This window comes from Bradyrhizobium sediminis (assembly GCF_018736085.1).
Taxonomy (GTDB): Bacteria; Pseudomonadota; Alphaproteobacteria; order Rhizobiales; family Xanthobacteraceae; genus Bradyrhizobium; species Bradyrhizobium sediminis.
In genome coordinates this window covers 4670582-4685682 of the sequence record NZ_CP076134.1, presented here as the reverse complement: position 1 = coordinate 4685682, position 15101 = coordinate 4670582, and the positions used below count along the sequence as shown (strand labels likewise).

Sequence of the window (15101 nt, the reverse complement as noted above, 5' to 3'; positions counted from 1 at the left end):
ACGGTTTGTGCGCTCAGAGATCGGCGGCGGCGATCCAGAATACTTCGCCGTCGGACTCCTCGGTGTCGAGCCACAGCAGTGGGAGCTGCGGGTAGGCGGCCTCCAGCGCGGGCCGGCAACGGCCGATCTCGCACAACAGCCCGCCCTGCGGCGTCAGGTGCCGCCCGGCCTCATCGAGAATGCGCCTGACAATGTCGAGCCCGTCGGCGCCGCCGTCGAAGGCGAGCTTCGGCTCGGCGCGGCATTCGCGCGGCAGACCGGCCATGCCTTCGGCGTCGACATAGGGCGGATTGGAAATGATCAGGTCGTAACGCTTGCCGCCGACCGGCTTGAACAGGTCGCCCCGGTGCAGCGTCACCCGGTCCTGCAGGCCGTAATCGGCGACATTGCGCGCGGCGACGGCCAGCGCGTCCCTGGAGATATCCACCGCGTCGATCCGGGCATTGGGGAATCGCCGGCTGGCGAGGATCGCAAGACAGCCCGAGCCGGTGCAGAGGTCGAGCACGCTTTCTATCGCCCGCGGATCGTCGATCAGCGAGCCGCCGGCGTCGTCATCCTCGCCGCCGAAATGGGAGTCCAGCAACTCGCCGATAAAGGAGCGCGGCACGATGGTGCGTTCGTCGACATAGAACGGCAGGCCGCGCATGTAGATCCTGTTGACGAGATAGGCGGCCGGTTTCCGCGTGGCGACGCGGCGCGCGATCACGTCGAGGATCGCCCTGGCCTCCTGCGCCGTGACCCGCGCGGTCGCGAAGGCCTCGAACTGGTCGGGATGCAGATGCAGCGTTTCGCAGACCAGGAAGGCGGCTTCCGCCACCGGATCGGTGGTGCCGTGCGCGAACGCCAGTTTGGCCTCGACGAAGCGGCTCGTCGCATAGCGCACGAAATCGAGCAGCGTCAGCAATTCGCCGGATGCGACCTTGGGGAGCTTGGCGGCGGCGGGCCGCTTGGCTGCCGGTTTCGAGCGCCTGGCCATCAGGATTTGGTCCAGCGCGCGGCGGCGTCGTCGTCATGGCCGCGCGCTTCGACCCAACTCGTGCCCGCGGCGCTTTCCTCGCGCTTCCAGAACGGCGCATTGGCCTTCAGGTAATCCATCAAGAACTCCGCCGCCTGGAACGCCGCCTGCCGATGGGCGGAAGCCGTCAGCACCAGCACGATATTTTCACCGGGCGCGATGCGGCCGACGCGATGGATCACGGTCAGCCCGGTCAGCGGCCAGCGCGCCATCGCGGTCTCGGCGTGCCGCATGATCTCGGCTTCCGCCATGCCCGGATAATGTTCGAGCGTCAGCGCGGCGATGCTCTCGCCGTTTTCGCTGCCGCGGCAGATTCCGGAGAAACTGACGACGGCGCCGATGTCGGTGCGCGCGCTCGTCATCGCCGCGATCTCGCGGCCGATGTCGAAATCGGCCTCCTGGATGCGGACGGTGACGATCGCGGTCATCGGATCAGCCGCCGGTCATCGGCGGAAAAAAGGCGATCTCACGGGCACCGGCGATCGCGGCGTCCGGCTTGACGTGGGCGTGGTCGATCGCGGCGCGAATCACCTTGGGCTTCTCGAAGGCGTAAGCGTAGGTCTCGCCGCGGCCCGCCAGCCAGGCGATCAGATCGTCTACGGTGCGCACATTGGGTGGCGGTTCGATCGTTTCCTCGGCTTTTCCGATCCGTTCGCGCACCCAGGCGAAATACTTGACCTTCATCCCCCATCCTCCTCGATGAGATGATGAATGCCGGCGCGGAAATAGTCCCAGCCGGTGTAGATGGTGAAGATCGCCGACAACCACAGCAGGGCGATGCCGATCAGCGTGGTCGCGGGCAATATCATCTCGCCGGCTTCGCCGGCGATCAGGAATCCGATCGCGACCAGCTGGATGGTGGTCTTCCATTTCGCGAGCCTGGTGACGGGTACGCTGACCCGCAAAGCGGCGAGATATTCGCGCAGGCCCGACACCAGGATTTCGCGGCACAGGATCACGATGGCCGCCCACAGCGTCCAGCCGTGGATGCTGGAGTCCGCCGCCAGCATCAACAGGCAGGATGCGACCAAAAGCTTGTCGGCGATTGGATCGAGCATCCGGCCGAAGGCCGACTGCTGATCCCAGATCCGCGCATAATAGCCGTCGAGATAATCGGTGATCCCGGCCGCAATGAATACCGCCAGCGCCACCCAGCGCAGCCACAACGGGCCGTCCATCACGGATTGGGCAAAGACGCAGCCGATTACCACCGGAATCGCGGCGATCCGGCCGTAGGTCAGGATATTCGGCAGGGACAGCGAGCTCCTGGCCGTCCCCTTTGTGGTCGCGATGTTCATCTGTCTTACCAATACCGCCCAAGCCTGGAGGTCAACCGTGCGGCGCCCATGATCCCTTGCAGACGACGCAAATCTGGCACGCGAAACCGCCCCTATCCCGGCTGCGCGTGGAAAAACTCGAAAATCTTGCGGGCGCTTTCGGCGCTGACGCCCGGAACCTTGCCGAGATCGGCGATCGAGGCCCGCTCGATCTCCTTCAACGTTCCGAAATGGTGCAGCAAGGCCCGCTTGCGGGACGGTCCGATGCCGGGGATCTCCTGCAGGCCGGCTTCGCGAATGTCCTTCTTGCGCAGCTTGCGGTGCGAGCCGATCACGAATCGGTGCGCCTCGTCGCGCAGCCGCTGGATGAAATACAGTACGGGGTCGCGCGGCTCGAGCTTCAGCGGCTCCTTGTCCGGCATGAACAGGGTCTCGCGGCCGGCGTCGCGGTCCGGGCCCTTGGCCACCGCCAGCAGCGCTACCCCGGTCAGTCCAAGGCCGGCGAAGATCTCCCGGACGGCGTTGAGCTGGCCGCGGCCGCCGTCGATGATGACGAGGTCGGGCCATTGCGGAAACGAATCGTCGTCCGCTTTGGCTTTGGCGGCGTCGCCTTCGGCGGCCTGCGCCATCAGCCGCTTGAAGCGGCGCTGCAGCACCTCGCGCATCATCGCGTAGTCGTCGCCCGGCGTCAGGCCTTCGGACTTGATGTTGAACTTGCGGTACTGGTTCTTGATGAAGCCATCCGGCCCCGCCACGATCATGGCGCCGACCGCGTTGGTGCCCTGGATGTGGCTGTTGTCGTAGACCTCGATCCGCTTCGGTGGATGCGTCAGCCCGAGCGTGGCGACCAGCCCCTGCAGCAGCCGGCCCTGGGTGGCGGTATCGGCCAGCTTGCGGCCCAGCGCCTCGCGCGCATTGGTGAGCGCGTGGATGATCAGCTCCTTCTTTTCGCCGCGCCGGGGCGTGGCGATCTCCACCTTGAATCCGGCCTTGATCGAAAGCGCATCGGCCAAGAGCCCGGTCTCCTCGATCGCATGCGACAGCAGGATGAGTTTCGGCGGCGGCTTGTCGTCGTAGAATTGGGCGAGGAAAGAGGACAGCACCTCTTCCGGGGTGAAGGATTTCTCCGCGCGGGGAAAATAGGCGCGGTTGCCCCAGTTCTGCCCGGTGCGGAAGAAGAACACCTCGATGCAGGAATAGCCGCCCTCCTGATGGATGGCGAAGACGTCGGCTTCCTCGACGGTGTGCGGATTGATGCCCTGCTGCGACTGGATCGCGGACAGGGCGGCGAGCCGGTCGCGGTAAAGTGCCGCGGTCTCGAAGGCGAGATTGGCCGAAGCCTTCTCCATCTCGCCGGCAAGCTCCTGCTTCACCGCACGGCTGCGGCCGGAGAGGAAATCCGTCGCCTCGCGCACCAGTTCGGTATAGCCGGGAAAATCGATCTCGCCGGTGCAAGGCCCGGCACAGCGGCGGATTTGATAGAGCAGGCAGGGCCGGGTGCGGCTTTCGAAGAACGCGTCGGTGCAGGAGCGCACCAGAAAGGCGCGCTGTAGCGCGGTGATGGTACGATTGACCGCGCCCGCCGAGGCGAATGGACCGAAGTACCGTCCGGGTCGCGACTGTGCGCCGCGATGCTTGAGGATCTGCGGCGCCCAGTGGTCGCCGGTAATCAGGATATAGGGAAACGATTTGTCGTCGCGCAGCTGCACATTGAAGCGCGGCCGCAGCTGCTTGATCAGATTGGCTTCCAGCAGCAGCGCCTCGGTTTCGGTCGAGGTCGACACGATCTCGACCGAAACCGTGGCGGCGATCATGCGCAGGATGCGCGCCGGCTGCGGCGCCGAAACCCGCGCATAGGAGGAGAGCCGCTTGCGGACGTTTTTCGCCTTGCCGACATAGAGCACGTCGTTTCCGGCATTGAGCATGCGGTAGACGCCGGGCGAGGTCGGCGCGAGCCGCACTGCCTGCTCGATCGCGGCATGGCCGAACGCGAGCCGGCCTTCCGGCAGCGCTTCGGCTGATTCGTCCGGGGCCTCCGGCAGCCGCGCCTCGTCGTCCTCTTCGATGCCCGCCGTCGCCGGGTCGATATCCTCCAGTGCCGGGTGCGGCGGCGGCAGATCCGCAGGCCGGGAGGCCGGACCGGAACCGCGCCGCGCCGTCCGCGGGGCGGAAACCTTGGGATTGTCGGTAGAATCGTTGTCCATCGGCCGAATACTTAAGCGCTGGGGCCGGGCATCGCCAGCGTTGCGGCGGGGACGGAAGGCGCAGCCTCCGCCGCTGCGATCCGGCGCGCCGGATCCGCCGCGTAACGCTTTGTTAAGAATGATGAGCGGGCGGTAACCGGCCTTAACAAGCCTTTAACTTAAAACTCTCGATAAATCTTATCAGAAAAAGATCGAGTTCCGTAACCATGCGGCTTCGCATCGCGCCCCGCCGGGCGCCTTTCGAAGCGGAAGGTCACGGCAGTTGCGTTGGGAGAGTGCGATGAAGAAGTTCGTATCGGGCGCGGTGGCGCTGGTCGCCGCAGGCTGGACCATGGCGGCGCAGGCGGCCGACATGAATTACGGAACGCGGGCTCCCTATACCGTCAACCAGCCGCTCAATGCCTATAGCTGGGCCGGCCCCTATCTCGGCGGCAATATCGGCTATGCCTGGGGCAAGGTCGACAACAACCCGACCAAGCCGTCGGGTTTCGCGGGCGGCGTGCAGGGCGGCTACAACTGGCAGACCGGCCCGTGGGTGTTCGGCGCCGAAGCCGACATCCAGGCGACCGGCGCCGATGAAACCTTCGCACCCTGGAAATTCTCGAATCCGTGGTTCGGTACGGTACGCGGCCGGGTCGGCTACGCCTTCAGCAACATCCTGTTCTTCGGCACCGGCGGTCTGGCGTTCGGCGAATTGCGCGGCGAGACCTTCGGGCTGTCGGAGACTCATACCAACGCCGGCTGGACCGTGGGCGCCGGCGCCGAGTTCGGCCTCGCCCAGAACTGGAGCGCCAAGATCGAATATCTCTACGTCGATCTCGCCAACTCCAACTTCACCATCACTGGGGCGTCGAACGGATATCGCTTCGGCCTGGTGCGCGCCGGCGTGAACTATCACTTCTAAACAAGAAAACTGGACCATCTTAACCTCCCGGCCGCTTGCAGCGGCCGGGATTTTTTTGCGGTCTCAAAATGCGCGTTTGGATGCCCGTGTCATCTGCGCGAAGACGCGCGGAGCCTGTCATACCAACGGCCTCAAGGAATGACCGTCGCCCAGGTTCTGGATGTGATTGAGGCAACGCGCTCGGGGTCGTCGGCGAAGAAGCGCCAAGCAGCGCAGGATTTGTCGACAATGTCGTCGTAGCTTTCGAACACGGTGATGGCGAGTTTGTTGCCGCGCAGATATTCCCAGACATTCTCGACCGGGTTCAGCTCTGGAGCGTAGGGCGGCAGGCGGACGAGCGTGATGTTGCTTGGAACGGAGAGACGCGCCGCGACGTGATAGCCTGCGCCATCAATGACGAGCGCAGCATGTGCTCCCGGCGCAACACGGCGGCCGATTTCGGCCAGATGCATGGACATGGCATCGGTATCGGCGGCGGGCAGGACGAGCGCCGCCGTAGCTCGGCGTTGCGGACAGACGGCGCCAAAAATGTAAGCCCACTCGTAGCGTTGGTCGCGTGGCGCACGAGGCCGTGTTCCTCGCTTGGCCCAGACGCGGGTCAGCGTCCCTTGCTGGCCGATGCGGGCTTCGTCCTGGAACCAGATTTCGATGGGTTTGTCTTTCGCGCGGTCGGGGAGTTGCGCCGCGACCGTTGCGGCAAAGTTTTTTTAAAGGCCTCCTGGGCTTCTTCGTCGGCCTGCGGATGGCGCGGACGCACCGAGAGCCGGCGGTAGCCGAGCTTCGCCAGCACCTTGCCGACCGAGCGTTCATGCAATGCGACGCCAAAGCGCCGTTGCAACTCGTCGCGCAAATCCACGCGCCGCCAGCGCACTACCCCATGGCGAGCCGGATCGGGCCCGGCCTCAACCAGCTTGGCCAGTTCGGCTTGCTGCTCCGCTGTGAGTTTTGGCGTGGGACCTGGCGTCTTCAAATCGTGCAGGCCGTCCAAGCCCTCAGCGTTGTAGCGATGCACCCAATCCCGCAGGGTCTGGCGATCCATGCCGCAGCTCTCCGCCGCCGACTTGCGATCCATCCCATCGAGCACCATCGCAAGAGCCAACATCCGCCGTGCTGCTGAACCATCCTTCTCCCGGCCCGCCGCCGCACGAAGGTCCTTTGCCGTCAAATCAAGCCGTAGGATCCTAACCGCTCCACCCATCGATGCTGCTCCTCTCAAAAGCAAACATCGAGTCAGAGTTTCTCTGATTTGGGAATCCCAAAATGAGTCAAAAGCCGCGGCCGTTGGTATCATAGGGCCGCGCTACGCGCGGACCCGTTGGCGCTTTAGCCCGGGCATGACGAAGTGAGCAGCCCGATTTCGTCAAAATGATTTTGAACGCGGCGCTAGGAAATCACGAGGTTGACCGCCTTCGGGCCCTTGCCCTTCTTGTCCGGCTCGACCTCGAAGGTGATGCGCTGTCCTTCGGTCAGATCCTTCAACCCGGCCCGCTCCACCGCGGTGATGTGCACGAACACATCGCGACCGCCGTCATCGGGCTTGATGAAGCCATAGCCACGTTCTCCGTTGAAGAACTTGACCGTACCCGTCATGGCCATCGGGAAACTCCTCCCCCGTATTGCTCCAGCTGCTGCGCGTCTCGCGCGCAGCGGCCCGACCGGACATTCGCTGCCGGAGAGCTTGGCCACTTGCGGATTAGGCCGTCACGCCGATCCGTCTTGGCATTCTACGAGGCCTTGTCACTCCGCCGCTTCCATTCGCGAAAGCGGAACGTAAGCCAGTCCCTGTAGGGCGGAGCATAATATAGTTCCCGGCAAATTGCCTACCGTTCTGATCGGACTTTTGCGGGTGGCCGTCCGCCGCAGCCCCGGGGGCCTCGGGCTTACTACGGTTTGGGTACCTCCAGCCGGAAGCGGCCGGCGCCGCCCTGGCCGAGCGGCTTTTCCAGTTCGGGAAGGATCGCCTTCAACTCGCCCATCAGCGTCCATGGCGGGTTGACCATCAACAGGCCGGTCGAGGTCAGGCCGCCGCCTGCGACCTGCGGCGCCACGCTGAATTCCAGCCGCAGGCATTTTCCCGGCGGTGCTGTGGAACTGGCCACCCCGGCGACATGCCGCGCCAGCTCGTCGGTGGCGCGCCGGCTTTTCACCGGATACCACAGCAGGTAGCTGCCGGTCGGCCACTTCGCGAAGGCCCCGGCGAAGCCGTCGGCCAGCCGTTCGAACTCGTCCTTTGCCTCGAAGGGCGGGTCGATCAAAATCAGCCCGCGCCGCTCCTTCGGTGGCACGAAGGCCGGCAGCGCCATCCAGCCGTCGAGGTCGACCACCCGGGCCTGGGTGTCGCGCCGCAGCGCCTCGATCAGGCGCTTGCGCGCCTTCGGCTCGACCTCGCAGGCGGTCAGCCGATCCTGCGGCCGCAGCAGCGCTCGCGCGATCAGCGGCGAGCCGGGATAGGCCACGAGGTCGCGCTGCGGATTGAAGGCCCTGACGATGTCGAGATAAGGCTTGATCAGCGGTGCGGTCGTTTCCGAGAACCGCGCCTGCATGATGCGCGCAATTCCCGTGGTCCACTCGCCGCCGCGGCGCGCTTCCTCCGAGGTGAGATCGTAGACCCCGGCGCCGGCATGGGTGTCGATGACGCGAAACGCCGCCGGCTTTTCCTGCAGATAGGTCAGCATGCGCACCAGCACGATGTGCTTGATGACATCGGCGAACGAGCCTGCATGAAAGGCGTGACGGTAGTTCATGGCAGAGGGGTTACGACATCAGGCGACGAAAGTAACCCACGTCATTCCTCAGCCGCCCCGCATCGGCGGCATCACCACCTCGTCGCGGCGGCAGGCGCGGCGATCGGTCTCCTCGCAGGCGCGGAACTGCAGATCCTTGCTCATGCAGATGCGCACCTCGCTGAGCCGCCTCTTGCCGCAGACCACCGCAATCGCGGAGGCGCTCAAGCCCGGATTGACCTTGATGAAGGCTTCCTCGATCTCGGCCGGTGCCAGGGTCTTCTCGGCGGCCAATTCGAGATATTCCGGCGGAATCTTCACGGCGGCCCGGGCCTTGCGGATGGTCTCGAAATAGGCCCGCGCGCCGAGCCCGGAGCAGGTGCCGTGCTTGTCCCATTCGGCAAAGATCAGCCCGGGGGCCGGCATCACATCCAGCATCGACGTCATGATATTGCGATCGAGCCGCGGCGACGGCCGCAGGCAGTAATTGGGAAAGCCGCGCTCATATTGCGGCCACAACCCGTGGACCACGAAGGTGTAGGGCCGGCCGCACTGGATCTGCTGCGAACGCCCGTTGTTGCCGCGCTCGGCCGCTTCCTCGCAGTAGGAGGGCGACCAGGACAGTGACAGCACGTAGAAATCGAACTCGCCGGGAGCATTCTGGCGGCGATCCTGCGCCGAAGCCGGTCCCGCGATGCCGGTCAGGGCGGCCGCGGCGAACAGACCGAATGAGATCAAGGCCTGCGAAATCCAAATCCGCGAAGGACGAAACATGGCGACGCTCCCATACCCGAAACCGCCCGGGAGCCTAGCAGGCGAGCGGAACATTTCAAGAACAAAAATGCGAAAACGACCCCATGCAAAGAAAGGGCTGGGTCAGGTTGACGGTGTCCGGGTACAGTTCAGGGCCTAGCGGCCTTGCAGCTGGGATTATAGGCCCAGTTGCGGTCGAGCCCGGTGACGCACCATTCGACGCCCTGGCCGAAGCCGGCAAAGCCGCCGTCTTCGATGATCGAGTAGTGCACCTGGCGCATCTTGCCGTCGCTCAGCATCACGTCGGCGCTGCAATAGCGGCGCGGAATGTTGTCGGACTGCCAGGGCCGGAACGCGGTTTCATGGACCTGGCCGTAGGCGGTGATCCGCAGCGACGAGTTCCAGTAGGTGCTTTCCTTCTCCCAGAACTGGTTGGTGATGGTGCCAAGTGCGGCAGTGCACTCCTTGACCCGTCCGTCGTAGCGCGGCCCGAACAGTCCGAAATTCAGCTCCAGCGGATTGGCGGCTTCGGCCGCCTGGCCAAACGACAACAGCCCCAGCATGACGCCGAACGCGGTGCCGAGAGCGGGTCGTTTCAGGGATGTGAAGAAGTCGCGCATGGGCTATCCGCCGGATGTTCCAACGCCTCGGACGGTGCCGCGAAGCCCGCACGAGGTCAAGTGCAACGCGGCAACACCCGCCGATTAGTGTGCCTTCGGCCGTTACCCGTTCTTTTCACGGCGGCCGATGCGCCTTAAGGTGTCTTCCAGCCAAATGGAGTCTGCGATGCGAAAGTTCGGGGCCGCGAGCCTGGTTGCCATGTGCGGGATGCTGGCGTGCGCGCCGGCGCAGGCCCAATGGGTGCCGCCGATCAAGGGCAACGACACCGGCGGTATCATCGCCTATTCGCTGGCGTCGCAGATGGATATTCGCGCGCGAGCGATCGACCACTGCGCGTTTTACGGCAAGGTGGTGAAGTTCCTCGCCGTGCAGCCTGATGAGGGCGGCTACATCTCCTTCGCCTGCCGCTGGGTGCCGTATGGCGCGGCCGGTGGGCCGGTGCGCGCCAACTACTGAACCGGACTACCGATCCGACGGAAACCTGCCGGGAGCGCGAAGCATGACGCGACAGCTGCTTTCCTTCTGTCTTGCCTTCTGTCTGGGCTCCTGCCTTCTGGCCGCGCTGCCGGCGCTCGAGGCGCGCGCGGCGGAATTGCCGGTGCGCAAGGCGGGCCTGTGGGAGATGAAGACGTTGCGGACCGGCTCGCCGATGCCGGAGATGACGATCCAGCACTGCACCGACGCGGCCACCGACAAGGAAATGAGTTCGTCCTTCTCGCCTGCCTCGAAGGAGATATGTTCGAAGCAGGACATCCAGAAGACCGCGACCGGCTATGTCACCGATTCCGTCTGTAGCGTCGCCGGCATGACGATCACCTCGCATGCCGAGATATCAGGCGACTTCAATTCCGCCTACACCGTCAAGTCCACCTCGCACAGTGAGCGCGCTCCCGCCGCCACTGTGCCGCGCGATTCGACCACGACGATCGAGGCGAAGTGGCTGGGCGCCTGCAAGCCCGACCAGAAGCCCGGCGACATCGTGATGCCCGGCGGCATCAAGATGAACATCATGGACATGGAAAAGCTGAAGGGCATGATCCCGAAGCAGCTGCCGAAGTAGCGGAGTTGTTCTTACCTCTCCCGCTTGCGGGGGAGGTCGCGCGCTCGGCAGCGCAATTGCGCGCCAGAGCGCGCGGGTGGGGGAAATCTCTCCGCGAACTCTGGCGCCGATGATGCGGCGGCACCCCCACCCCGGCCCTCCCCCGCAAGCGGGAGAGGGAGAAGAAGTTGCTACACCGGCACCCGCACCGTCGCGCGTAACCCGCCCAGCGGGCTGTCGCCGAGGGTGATGTCGCCGCCATGCGAGCGCGCGATGTCGCGGGCGATCGCCAGGCCCAGGCCGGTGCCGCCCTCGTCCTGGTTGCGGGCGTCGTCGAGCCGCAGGAACGGCTTGAACACCTCCTCGCGCATGTCAGGCGGAATGCCCGGCCCGTCGTCGTCGACCGTCACGGTGAGGTAACGGTGGTCGCGATGGCCGGTGATCGCGATCGTCCTGGCATGCCTTGCCGCGTTGGAGACGAGGTTGGCGAGGCAGCGCTTGAACGACGCCGGCTTCACCGTCACCACAGGCAGGCCGTGAAACGATACCGTCGCGGTGTGGCCGTTGCGCTCGGCGTCGCTGCGCAATTCCTCCAGCGCCATCGCCATATCGGTCGGTTGCGCGTGTTCGCCGCTGTCGCCGCGCGCGAACGCCAGATAGGCCTCCAGCATGCCGGACATCTCGTCGACATCCTTGCGCATGCCGTCGACCTCGGGACTGTCGCCGATCAGCGCCAGTTCCAGCTTGAAGCGGGTCAGGATGGTGCGCAGATCGTGCGAGACGCCGGCCAGCATCGCGGTGCGCTGCTCGATCGAGCGCTCGATGCGCGCTTTCATCTCCAGGAAAGCGTGCGCCGCGCGGCGCACTTCGCGCGCGCCGCGGGGCCGGAAGTTCGGCGCCTCGCGGCCCTTGCCGAAACTTTCGGCGGCATCCGCCAGCCGCAGGATCGGCTTGATCTGGTTGCGCAGGAACAAGACCATGACGATCAGGAGGATCGACGAGGTCCCCAGCATCCAGAAGATGAAGATCTCCGAATTCGACGCATAGGCGGCGCTGCGCTGCGCGAATATCCGCATCACCGCGTCGTCGAGCTGAATGCGGATTTCTACCAGATTGGAGCGGCCGACGGTGTCGATCCAGAACGGCTTTGCGATCTGCCGGCCGAGCTGCACTGACAGCGTTTGGTCGAGCAGCGAGAAGAACGGCTTCGGGCCGGGCGGCGGCATGTCGCCGACCGGGAGGAAATCGACCACCAGCCCCAGCCGTTGCTGGGCGATGCGCCGCAGCTGCGCGCGGTCCTTGTCCTGCGGATAGACCTTGTAGACGTCGATCAGGGTGGCGACATCGGCCACGACCGCGGCGGAGAGCCGCCGCGTCACCGTGTTCCAGTGCCGTTCCATGAACACGAACGCCACCACCGACTGCAGCACCACCATCGGCACGATCATGATCAGCAGCGCGCGGGCATAAAGCCCGGTCGGCATCCAGCTCTTGAACGCGTTGCCCATCCAGCCATTGGCCGCGGAGACGCGCCGCGAAGCGGTGCGGATCAGCGTCAGGCCGGTATCGAGCGTGCTCATCGGGCTGGTTTCACTGGAAAGGGTTCAAGGGGAAGCGACCAGGCGATAGCCGACGCCGCGCACCGCCTGCAGGAACAGGGGGTTGGCCGGATCTTTTTCGATCTTGCGCCTGAGACGGTTGATCTGCACGTCGACCGCGCGCTCGTTGACGGAGCCGTCGCCGGTGAGCGCGCTGCGCGGCACGGTCTCGCCCGGGGCGCTGGCGAGAATGCGCAGCATCTCGCGTTCGCGGTCGGTGAGATGGACGATCTCCTCGCCCTGGCGCAGCTCGCCGCGGTCGAGGTGGTAGACGTAAGGCCCGAACGCGACCTGCTCGAGCGTTTCCACCGGCGGCGGCGCGGTGCGCTTGAGGATGTTGCCGATCCTCAAGACCAGCTCGCGCGGCTCGAACGGCTTGGCGACGTAATCGTCGGCGCCGATCTGCAGGCCCTCGATGCGGGCTTCCGCCTCGTGGCGCGCCGTCAGCATGATGATCGGCACCGAGGACGAGGTGCGGATGAAGCGGGCGAGATCGAACCCGGTTTCGCCGGGCATCATCACGTCGAGGATCAACAGGTCGAAATGCAGGCCGAGCAGCTTGGCGCGGGCGTCGCTGGCGCTCATCGCCGTGGTGACGCGGTAACCTTCGCCGCAGAGGAAGCGCGACAGCAGATCGCGGATGCGGCGGTCGTCGTCGACCAGCAAGAGATGCGGGGCGTCGTCGGCCGGTTTCGGCGGCGTCCGCGCGAGGGTGGCAGCCTGGATCACGCCTGGTCCTTTGCAATTGCGTTGCCGGTGCCGAGAATCGTCGCCAGCACCTTGTCGGGATCGTCGCGATCGATCATCGCACGCAGGAATTTGCGGACCTCATCGGCGCCGTCGGGCGTGATGTCCCGCAGCGCGCGGTTGATGCGGTCGGTCTGCAATCCCGCGAGCTTGCCGACCAGCGCCTCGCCCTTGGCGGTGGCGTAGAGTAGGCGCTGCCGCCGGTCGTTGTTGCCGGTCCGCTGCACGATATAGCCTTCGTCGAGCAGTTGCTTGAGCACCCGCCCCAGCGACTGCTTGGTGATGCGCAGCACGTCGAGGAGATCGGCGACCTTCAGCCCGGGATAGCGGTGGACAAAGTGAAGCACCCGGTGATGCGCCCGCCCGAACCCGAACGCCTCCAATTCGTGATCGGCGTCGCCGACGAAGTCCCGGTAGGCGAAGAACAGCAGCTCGATGATATCCCAGCGCAAATCGGCCTGGCCCGGGGCGGGCGATCGCGCCTCGCCGGCCCTCGAATCAGGGTCGGTGGAGGATGCCGAGAAATTTATGTCAGCCATGTTGACGTATCTTGGGTTCAATGTTACAAAACTGTCAGCCGCGACGAAATATTAAGTCGTATCGAACGCGGTAGAGTTCCAAGGGGCCGGACAAGGCCTGAAGTGGCGGTCGAGTGCGAACAAGGCCGTGAATTGTTGACCGTACGATTGTCGAGCGGCATTTCGGCAAACATACTGGACTTCCGCATTCCACAAAAGCATGTCCTAAGGACGTGCCGGCGGGGAGCCCGGCCGCAAGGCCGGCCAGCTCAAGGCCAGGCGTCACTAACAGCGCCACGGCGCAGACGCGAGACCAGCGTCAATCCGGGAGAGAGCCCATGGGAGTTTCGTTCGAGCAGGCCCGGAGAGCCAGGCCGACGCCAGAAATAGCGTCGGTTCCGACAGCGGGAAACGAGGGAATGAGTTTGAAATTCGAAATCCATCCTGCGACGAATCCGACGTCCGAGAAGGAGCGCGCGGCAAAGCTCGCGGACCCGGGCTTTGGTCGGGTTTTCACCGATCACATGGCTGTGGTCCGCTATAATCGCGCGAAGGGCTGGCATGACGCGTGCGTCGAAGCACGTGCGCATTTCCCGCTCGATCCGGCCGTAGCCGTCGTGCATTACGCGCAGGAGATTTTCGAAGGCCTCAAGGCCTACAAGCGCGACGACGGCGGCGTGAACCTGTTCCGCCCCGACGCCAATGCCCGGCGCTTCCGGAGTTCGGCTGAGCGCATGGCCATGGCGCTGCTGCCCGAGCCTGTGTTTATCGAAGCGGTCGAGCAGCTCGTGCGCATCGACCGCGCCTGGATTCCAGGCGGCGAGGGCAGTCTCTACCTGCGGCCCTTCATGATCGCGAGTGAGGTATTCCTCGGTGTGAAGCCTTCCGAGGAATACATCTTCGCCGTTATCGCCTCGCCGGTCGGCTCCTATTTCAAGGGCGGACCTGCGCCCGTGTCGATCTGGGTGTCCGAGAACTACACGCGCGCCGCGATCGGCGGCACCGGCGCCGTCAAATGCGGCGGCAATTACGCCGCGAGCCTGCGCGCGCAGGCCGAGGCCATCGATCACGGCTGCGATCAGGTCGTTTTCCTCGATGCGGTCGAGCGCCGCTACATCGAGGAACTCGGCGGCATGAACGTCTTCTTCGTGTTCGACGACGGTTCGCTGCTGACGCCGCCGCTCGGCACGATCCTGCCGGGCATCACCCGCGATTCGATCATCGCGCTCGCGAAGGATTCCGGCACGCGCGTGCGCGAGGAGGCCTACACGATCGACCAGTGGCGCGCCGACGCCGCCAGCGGAAAGCTGAAAGAGGCCTTCGCCTGCGGCACGGCTGCCGTCATCTCGCCGATCGGCAAGGTGTGCTCCGCCAGCGGTGATTTTCTCATCAGCGGCGGCGCGGCCGGCCCCGTCGCCATGGGGCTGCGCAAGCAGCTGGTCGACATCCAGTACGGTCGCGCGGCCGACCCGCACAACTGGATCAGAAAGGTGCTGTGACCGCCGGCTTCCTTCTCCCTCTCCCGCTTGCGCAGGGGAGGTAGCCGGCCTGAGCTTTCTTCCCCTCTCCCCTTGTGGGAGAGGGTGCCCGCAGGGCGGGTGAGGGGTTCTCTCCGCGGACGCAAACCCCTCATCCGTCGCGGACTGCGCATAGCCGATGCGAAGCATCGGCGTCTTTCCTGAGGAACGGCGGCCGAAGGCCG

Annotated in this window: 17 protein-coding genes; 4 read left to right on the top strand and 13 right to left on the bottom strand. The window is 65.1% G+C overall.

Going from position 1 to position 15101, the window contains the following annotated elements; genetic code table 11:
- Positions 1 to 13: 13 nt before the first annotated feature.
- From prmB to uvrC, 5 genes are all read right to left on the bottom strand, one after another.
- Entirely contained in the window at positions 14 to 976 is a 963-nt protein-coding gene (prmB, locus tag KMZ29_RS22545) for a 50S ribosomal protein L3 N(5)-glutamine methyltransferase (RefSeq protein ID WP_215621264.1), read from the bottom strand.
- Entirely contained in the window at positions 976 to 1443 is a 468-nt protein-coding gene (locus tag KMZ29_RS22540; RefSeq protein ID WP_215621263.1) for a molybdenum cofactor biosynthesis protein MoaE, read from the bottom strand. The genes prmB and KMZ29_RS22540 overlap by 1 nt, the downstream gene beginning before the upstream one ends.
- A 4-nt stretch (positions 1444 to 1447) precedes the next feature.
- A complete protein-coding gene (gene moaD, locus KMZ29_RS22535; RefSeq protein WP_215621262.1) occupies positions 1448 to 1699 on the bottom strand; it encodes a molybdopterin converting factor subunit 1 in 252 nt (83 codons plus the stop codon).
- Positions 1696 to 2313 (bottom strand): CDP-diacylglycerol--glycerol-3-phosphate 3-phosphatidyltransferase, encoded by a 618-nt coding sequence (gene pgsA / locus KMZ29_RS22530; RefSeq protein WP_215621261.1) that lies wholly within the window; start codon positions 2311 to 2313, stop codon positions 1696 to 1698. Before pgsA ends, moaD begins: the two co-directional genes overlap by 4 nt.
- A 92-nt stretch (positions 2314 to 2405) precedes the next feature.
- On the bottom strand, positions 2406 to 4496 hold the full coding sequence (gene uvrC / locus KMZ29_RS22525) for an excinuclease ABC subunit UvrC (RefSeq protein ID WP_215621260.1): 2091 nt from the start codon (positions 4494 to 4496) through the stop codon (positions 2406 to 2408).
- 280 nt (positions 4497 to 4776) lie between these two features.
- Here uvrC and KMZ29_RS22520 point away from each other — a divergent pair, with 280 nt between their 5' ends.
- Entirely contained in the window at positions 4777 to 5400 is a 624-nt protein-coding gene (locus KMZ29_RS22520) for an outer membrane protein (protein ID WP_215621259.1), read from the top strand.
- Between the two features lie 131 nt (positions 5401 to 5531).
- Here KMZ29_RS22520 and KMZ29_RS22515 read toward each other — a convergent pair.
- The 5 genes from KMZ29_RS22515 to KMZ29_RS22495 all read right to left on the bottom strand — a co-directional run bounded on the left by KMZ29_RS22515 (position 5532) and on the right by KMZ29_RS22495 (position 9496).
- Positions 5532 to 6598, bottom strand: a protein-coding gene (locus KMZ29_RS22515) for an IS630 family transposase (RefSeq protein ID WP_215620268.1) whose coding sequence is annotated in 2 segments (ribosomal slippage) — positions 5532 to 6109 and positions 6109 to 6598 — 1068 coding nt in all. Because the reading frame shifts where the segments join, the coding sequence is not laid out codon by codon here.
- Positions 6599 to 6783: 185 nt separating this feature from the next.
- Positions 6784 to 6996: a cold-shock protein gene (locus KMZ29_RS22510; protein ID WP_027536987.1), complete on the bottom strand. Its 213-nt coding sequence runs from the start codon at positions 6994 to 6996 to the stop codon at positions 6784 to 6786.
- Between the two features lie 287 nt (positions 6997 to 7283).
- On the bottom strand, positions 7284 to 8144 hold the full coding sequence (locus KMZ29_RS22505; protein ID WP_215621258.1) for a 23S rRNA (adenine(2030)-N(6))-methyltransferase RlmJ: 861 nt from the start codon (positions 8142 to 8144) through the stop codon (positions 7284 to 7286).
- Between the two features lie 48 nt (positions 8145 to 8192).
- Positions 8193 to 8897 (bottom strand): ribonuclease T2 family protein, encoded by a 705-nt coding sequence (locus KMZ29_RS22500; protein WP_215621257.1) that lies wholly within the window; start codon positions 8895 to 8897, stop codon positions 8193 to 8195.
- Positions 8898 to 9025: 128 nt separating this feature from the next.
- Positions 9026 to 9496, bottom strand: a complete 471-nt coding sequence (locus tag KMZ29_RS22495) for a hypothetical protein (protein WP_215621256.1) — start codon at positions 9494 to 9496, stop codon at positions 9026 to 9028.
- 166 nt (positions 9497 to 9662) lie between these two features.
- Between KMZ29_RS22495 and KMZ29_RS22490 the strand changes: the two genes are divergently transcribed.
- Both KMZ29_RS22490 and KMZ29_RS22485 read left to right on the top strand, forming a co-directional pair.
- On the top strand, positions 9663 to 9953 hold the full coding sequence (locus KMZ29_RS22490) for a hypothetical protein (protein ID WP_215621255.1): 291 nt from the start codon (positions 9663 to 9665) through the stop codon (positions 9951 to 9953).
- A gap of 43 nt (positions 9954 to 9996) precedes the next feature.
- On the top strand, positions 9997 to 10557 hold the full coding sequence (locus KMZ29_RS22485) for a DUF3617 domain-containing protein (protein WP_249779763.1): 561 nt from the start codon (positions 9997 to 9999) through the stop codon (positions 10555 to 10557).
- Positions 10558 to 10727: 170 nt separating this feature from the next.
- On the opposite strand, the gene KMZ29_RS22480 is transcribed toward KMZ29_RS22485, so the two are convergent.
- The 3 genes from KMZ29_RS22480 to KMZ29_RS22470 are packed head-to-tail and all read right to left on the bottom strand — an operon-like array spanning position 10728 to position 13420.
- A complete protein-coding gene (locus tag KMZ29_RS22480; protein ID WP_215603417.1) occupies positions 10728 to 12116 on the bottom strand; it encodes an ATP-binding protein in 1389 nt (462 codons plus the stop codon).
- Between the two features lie 24 nt (positions 12117 to 12140).
- Positions 12141 to 12863, bottom strand: a complete 723-nt coding sequence (locus KMZ29_RS22475; protein ID WP_215613222.1) for a response regulator — start codon at positions 12861 to 12863, stop codon at positions 12141 to 12143.
- Positions 12860 to 13420, bottom strand: a complete 561-nt coding sequence (locus KMZ29_RS22470) for a MarR family winged helix-turn-helix transcriptional regulator (protein WP_215621254.1) — start codon at positions 13418 to 13420, stop codon at positions 12860 to 12862. The genes KMZ29_RS22475 and KMZ29_RS22470 overlap by 4 nt, the downstream gene beginning before the upstream one ends.
- 398 nt (positions 13421 to 13818) lie before the next feature.
- Between KMZ29_RS22470 and KMZ29_RS22465 the strand changes: the two genes are divergently transcribed.
- A complete protein-coding gene (locus KMZ29_RS22465) occupies positions 13819 to 14898 on the top strand; it encodes a branched-chain amino acid aminotransferase (protein ID WP_215624375.1) in 1080 nt (359 codons plus the stop codon).
- Positions 14899 to 15101 lie beyond the last annotated feature (203 nt).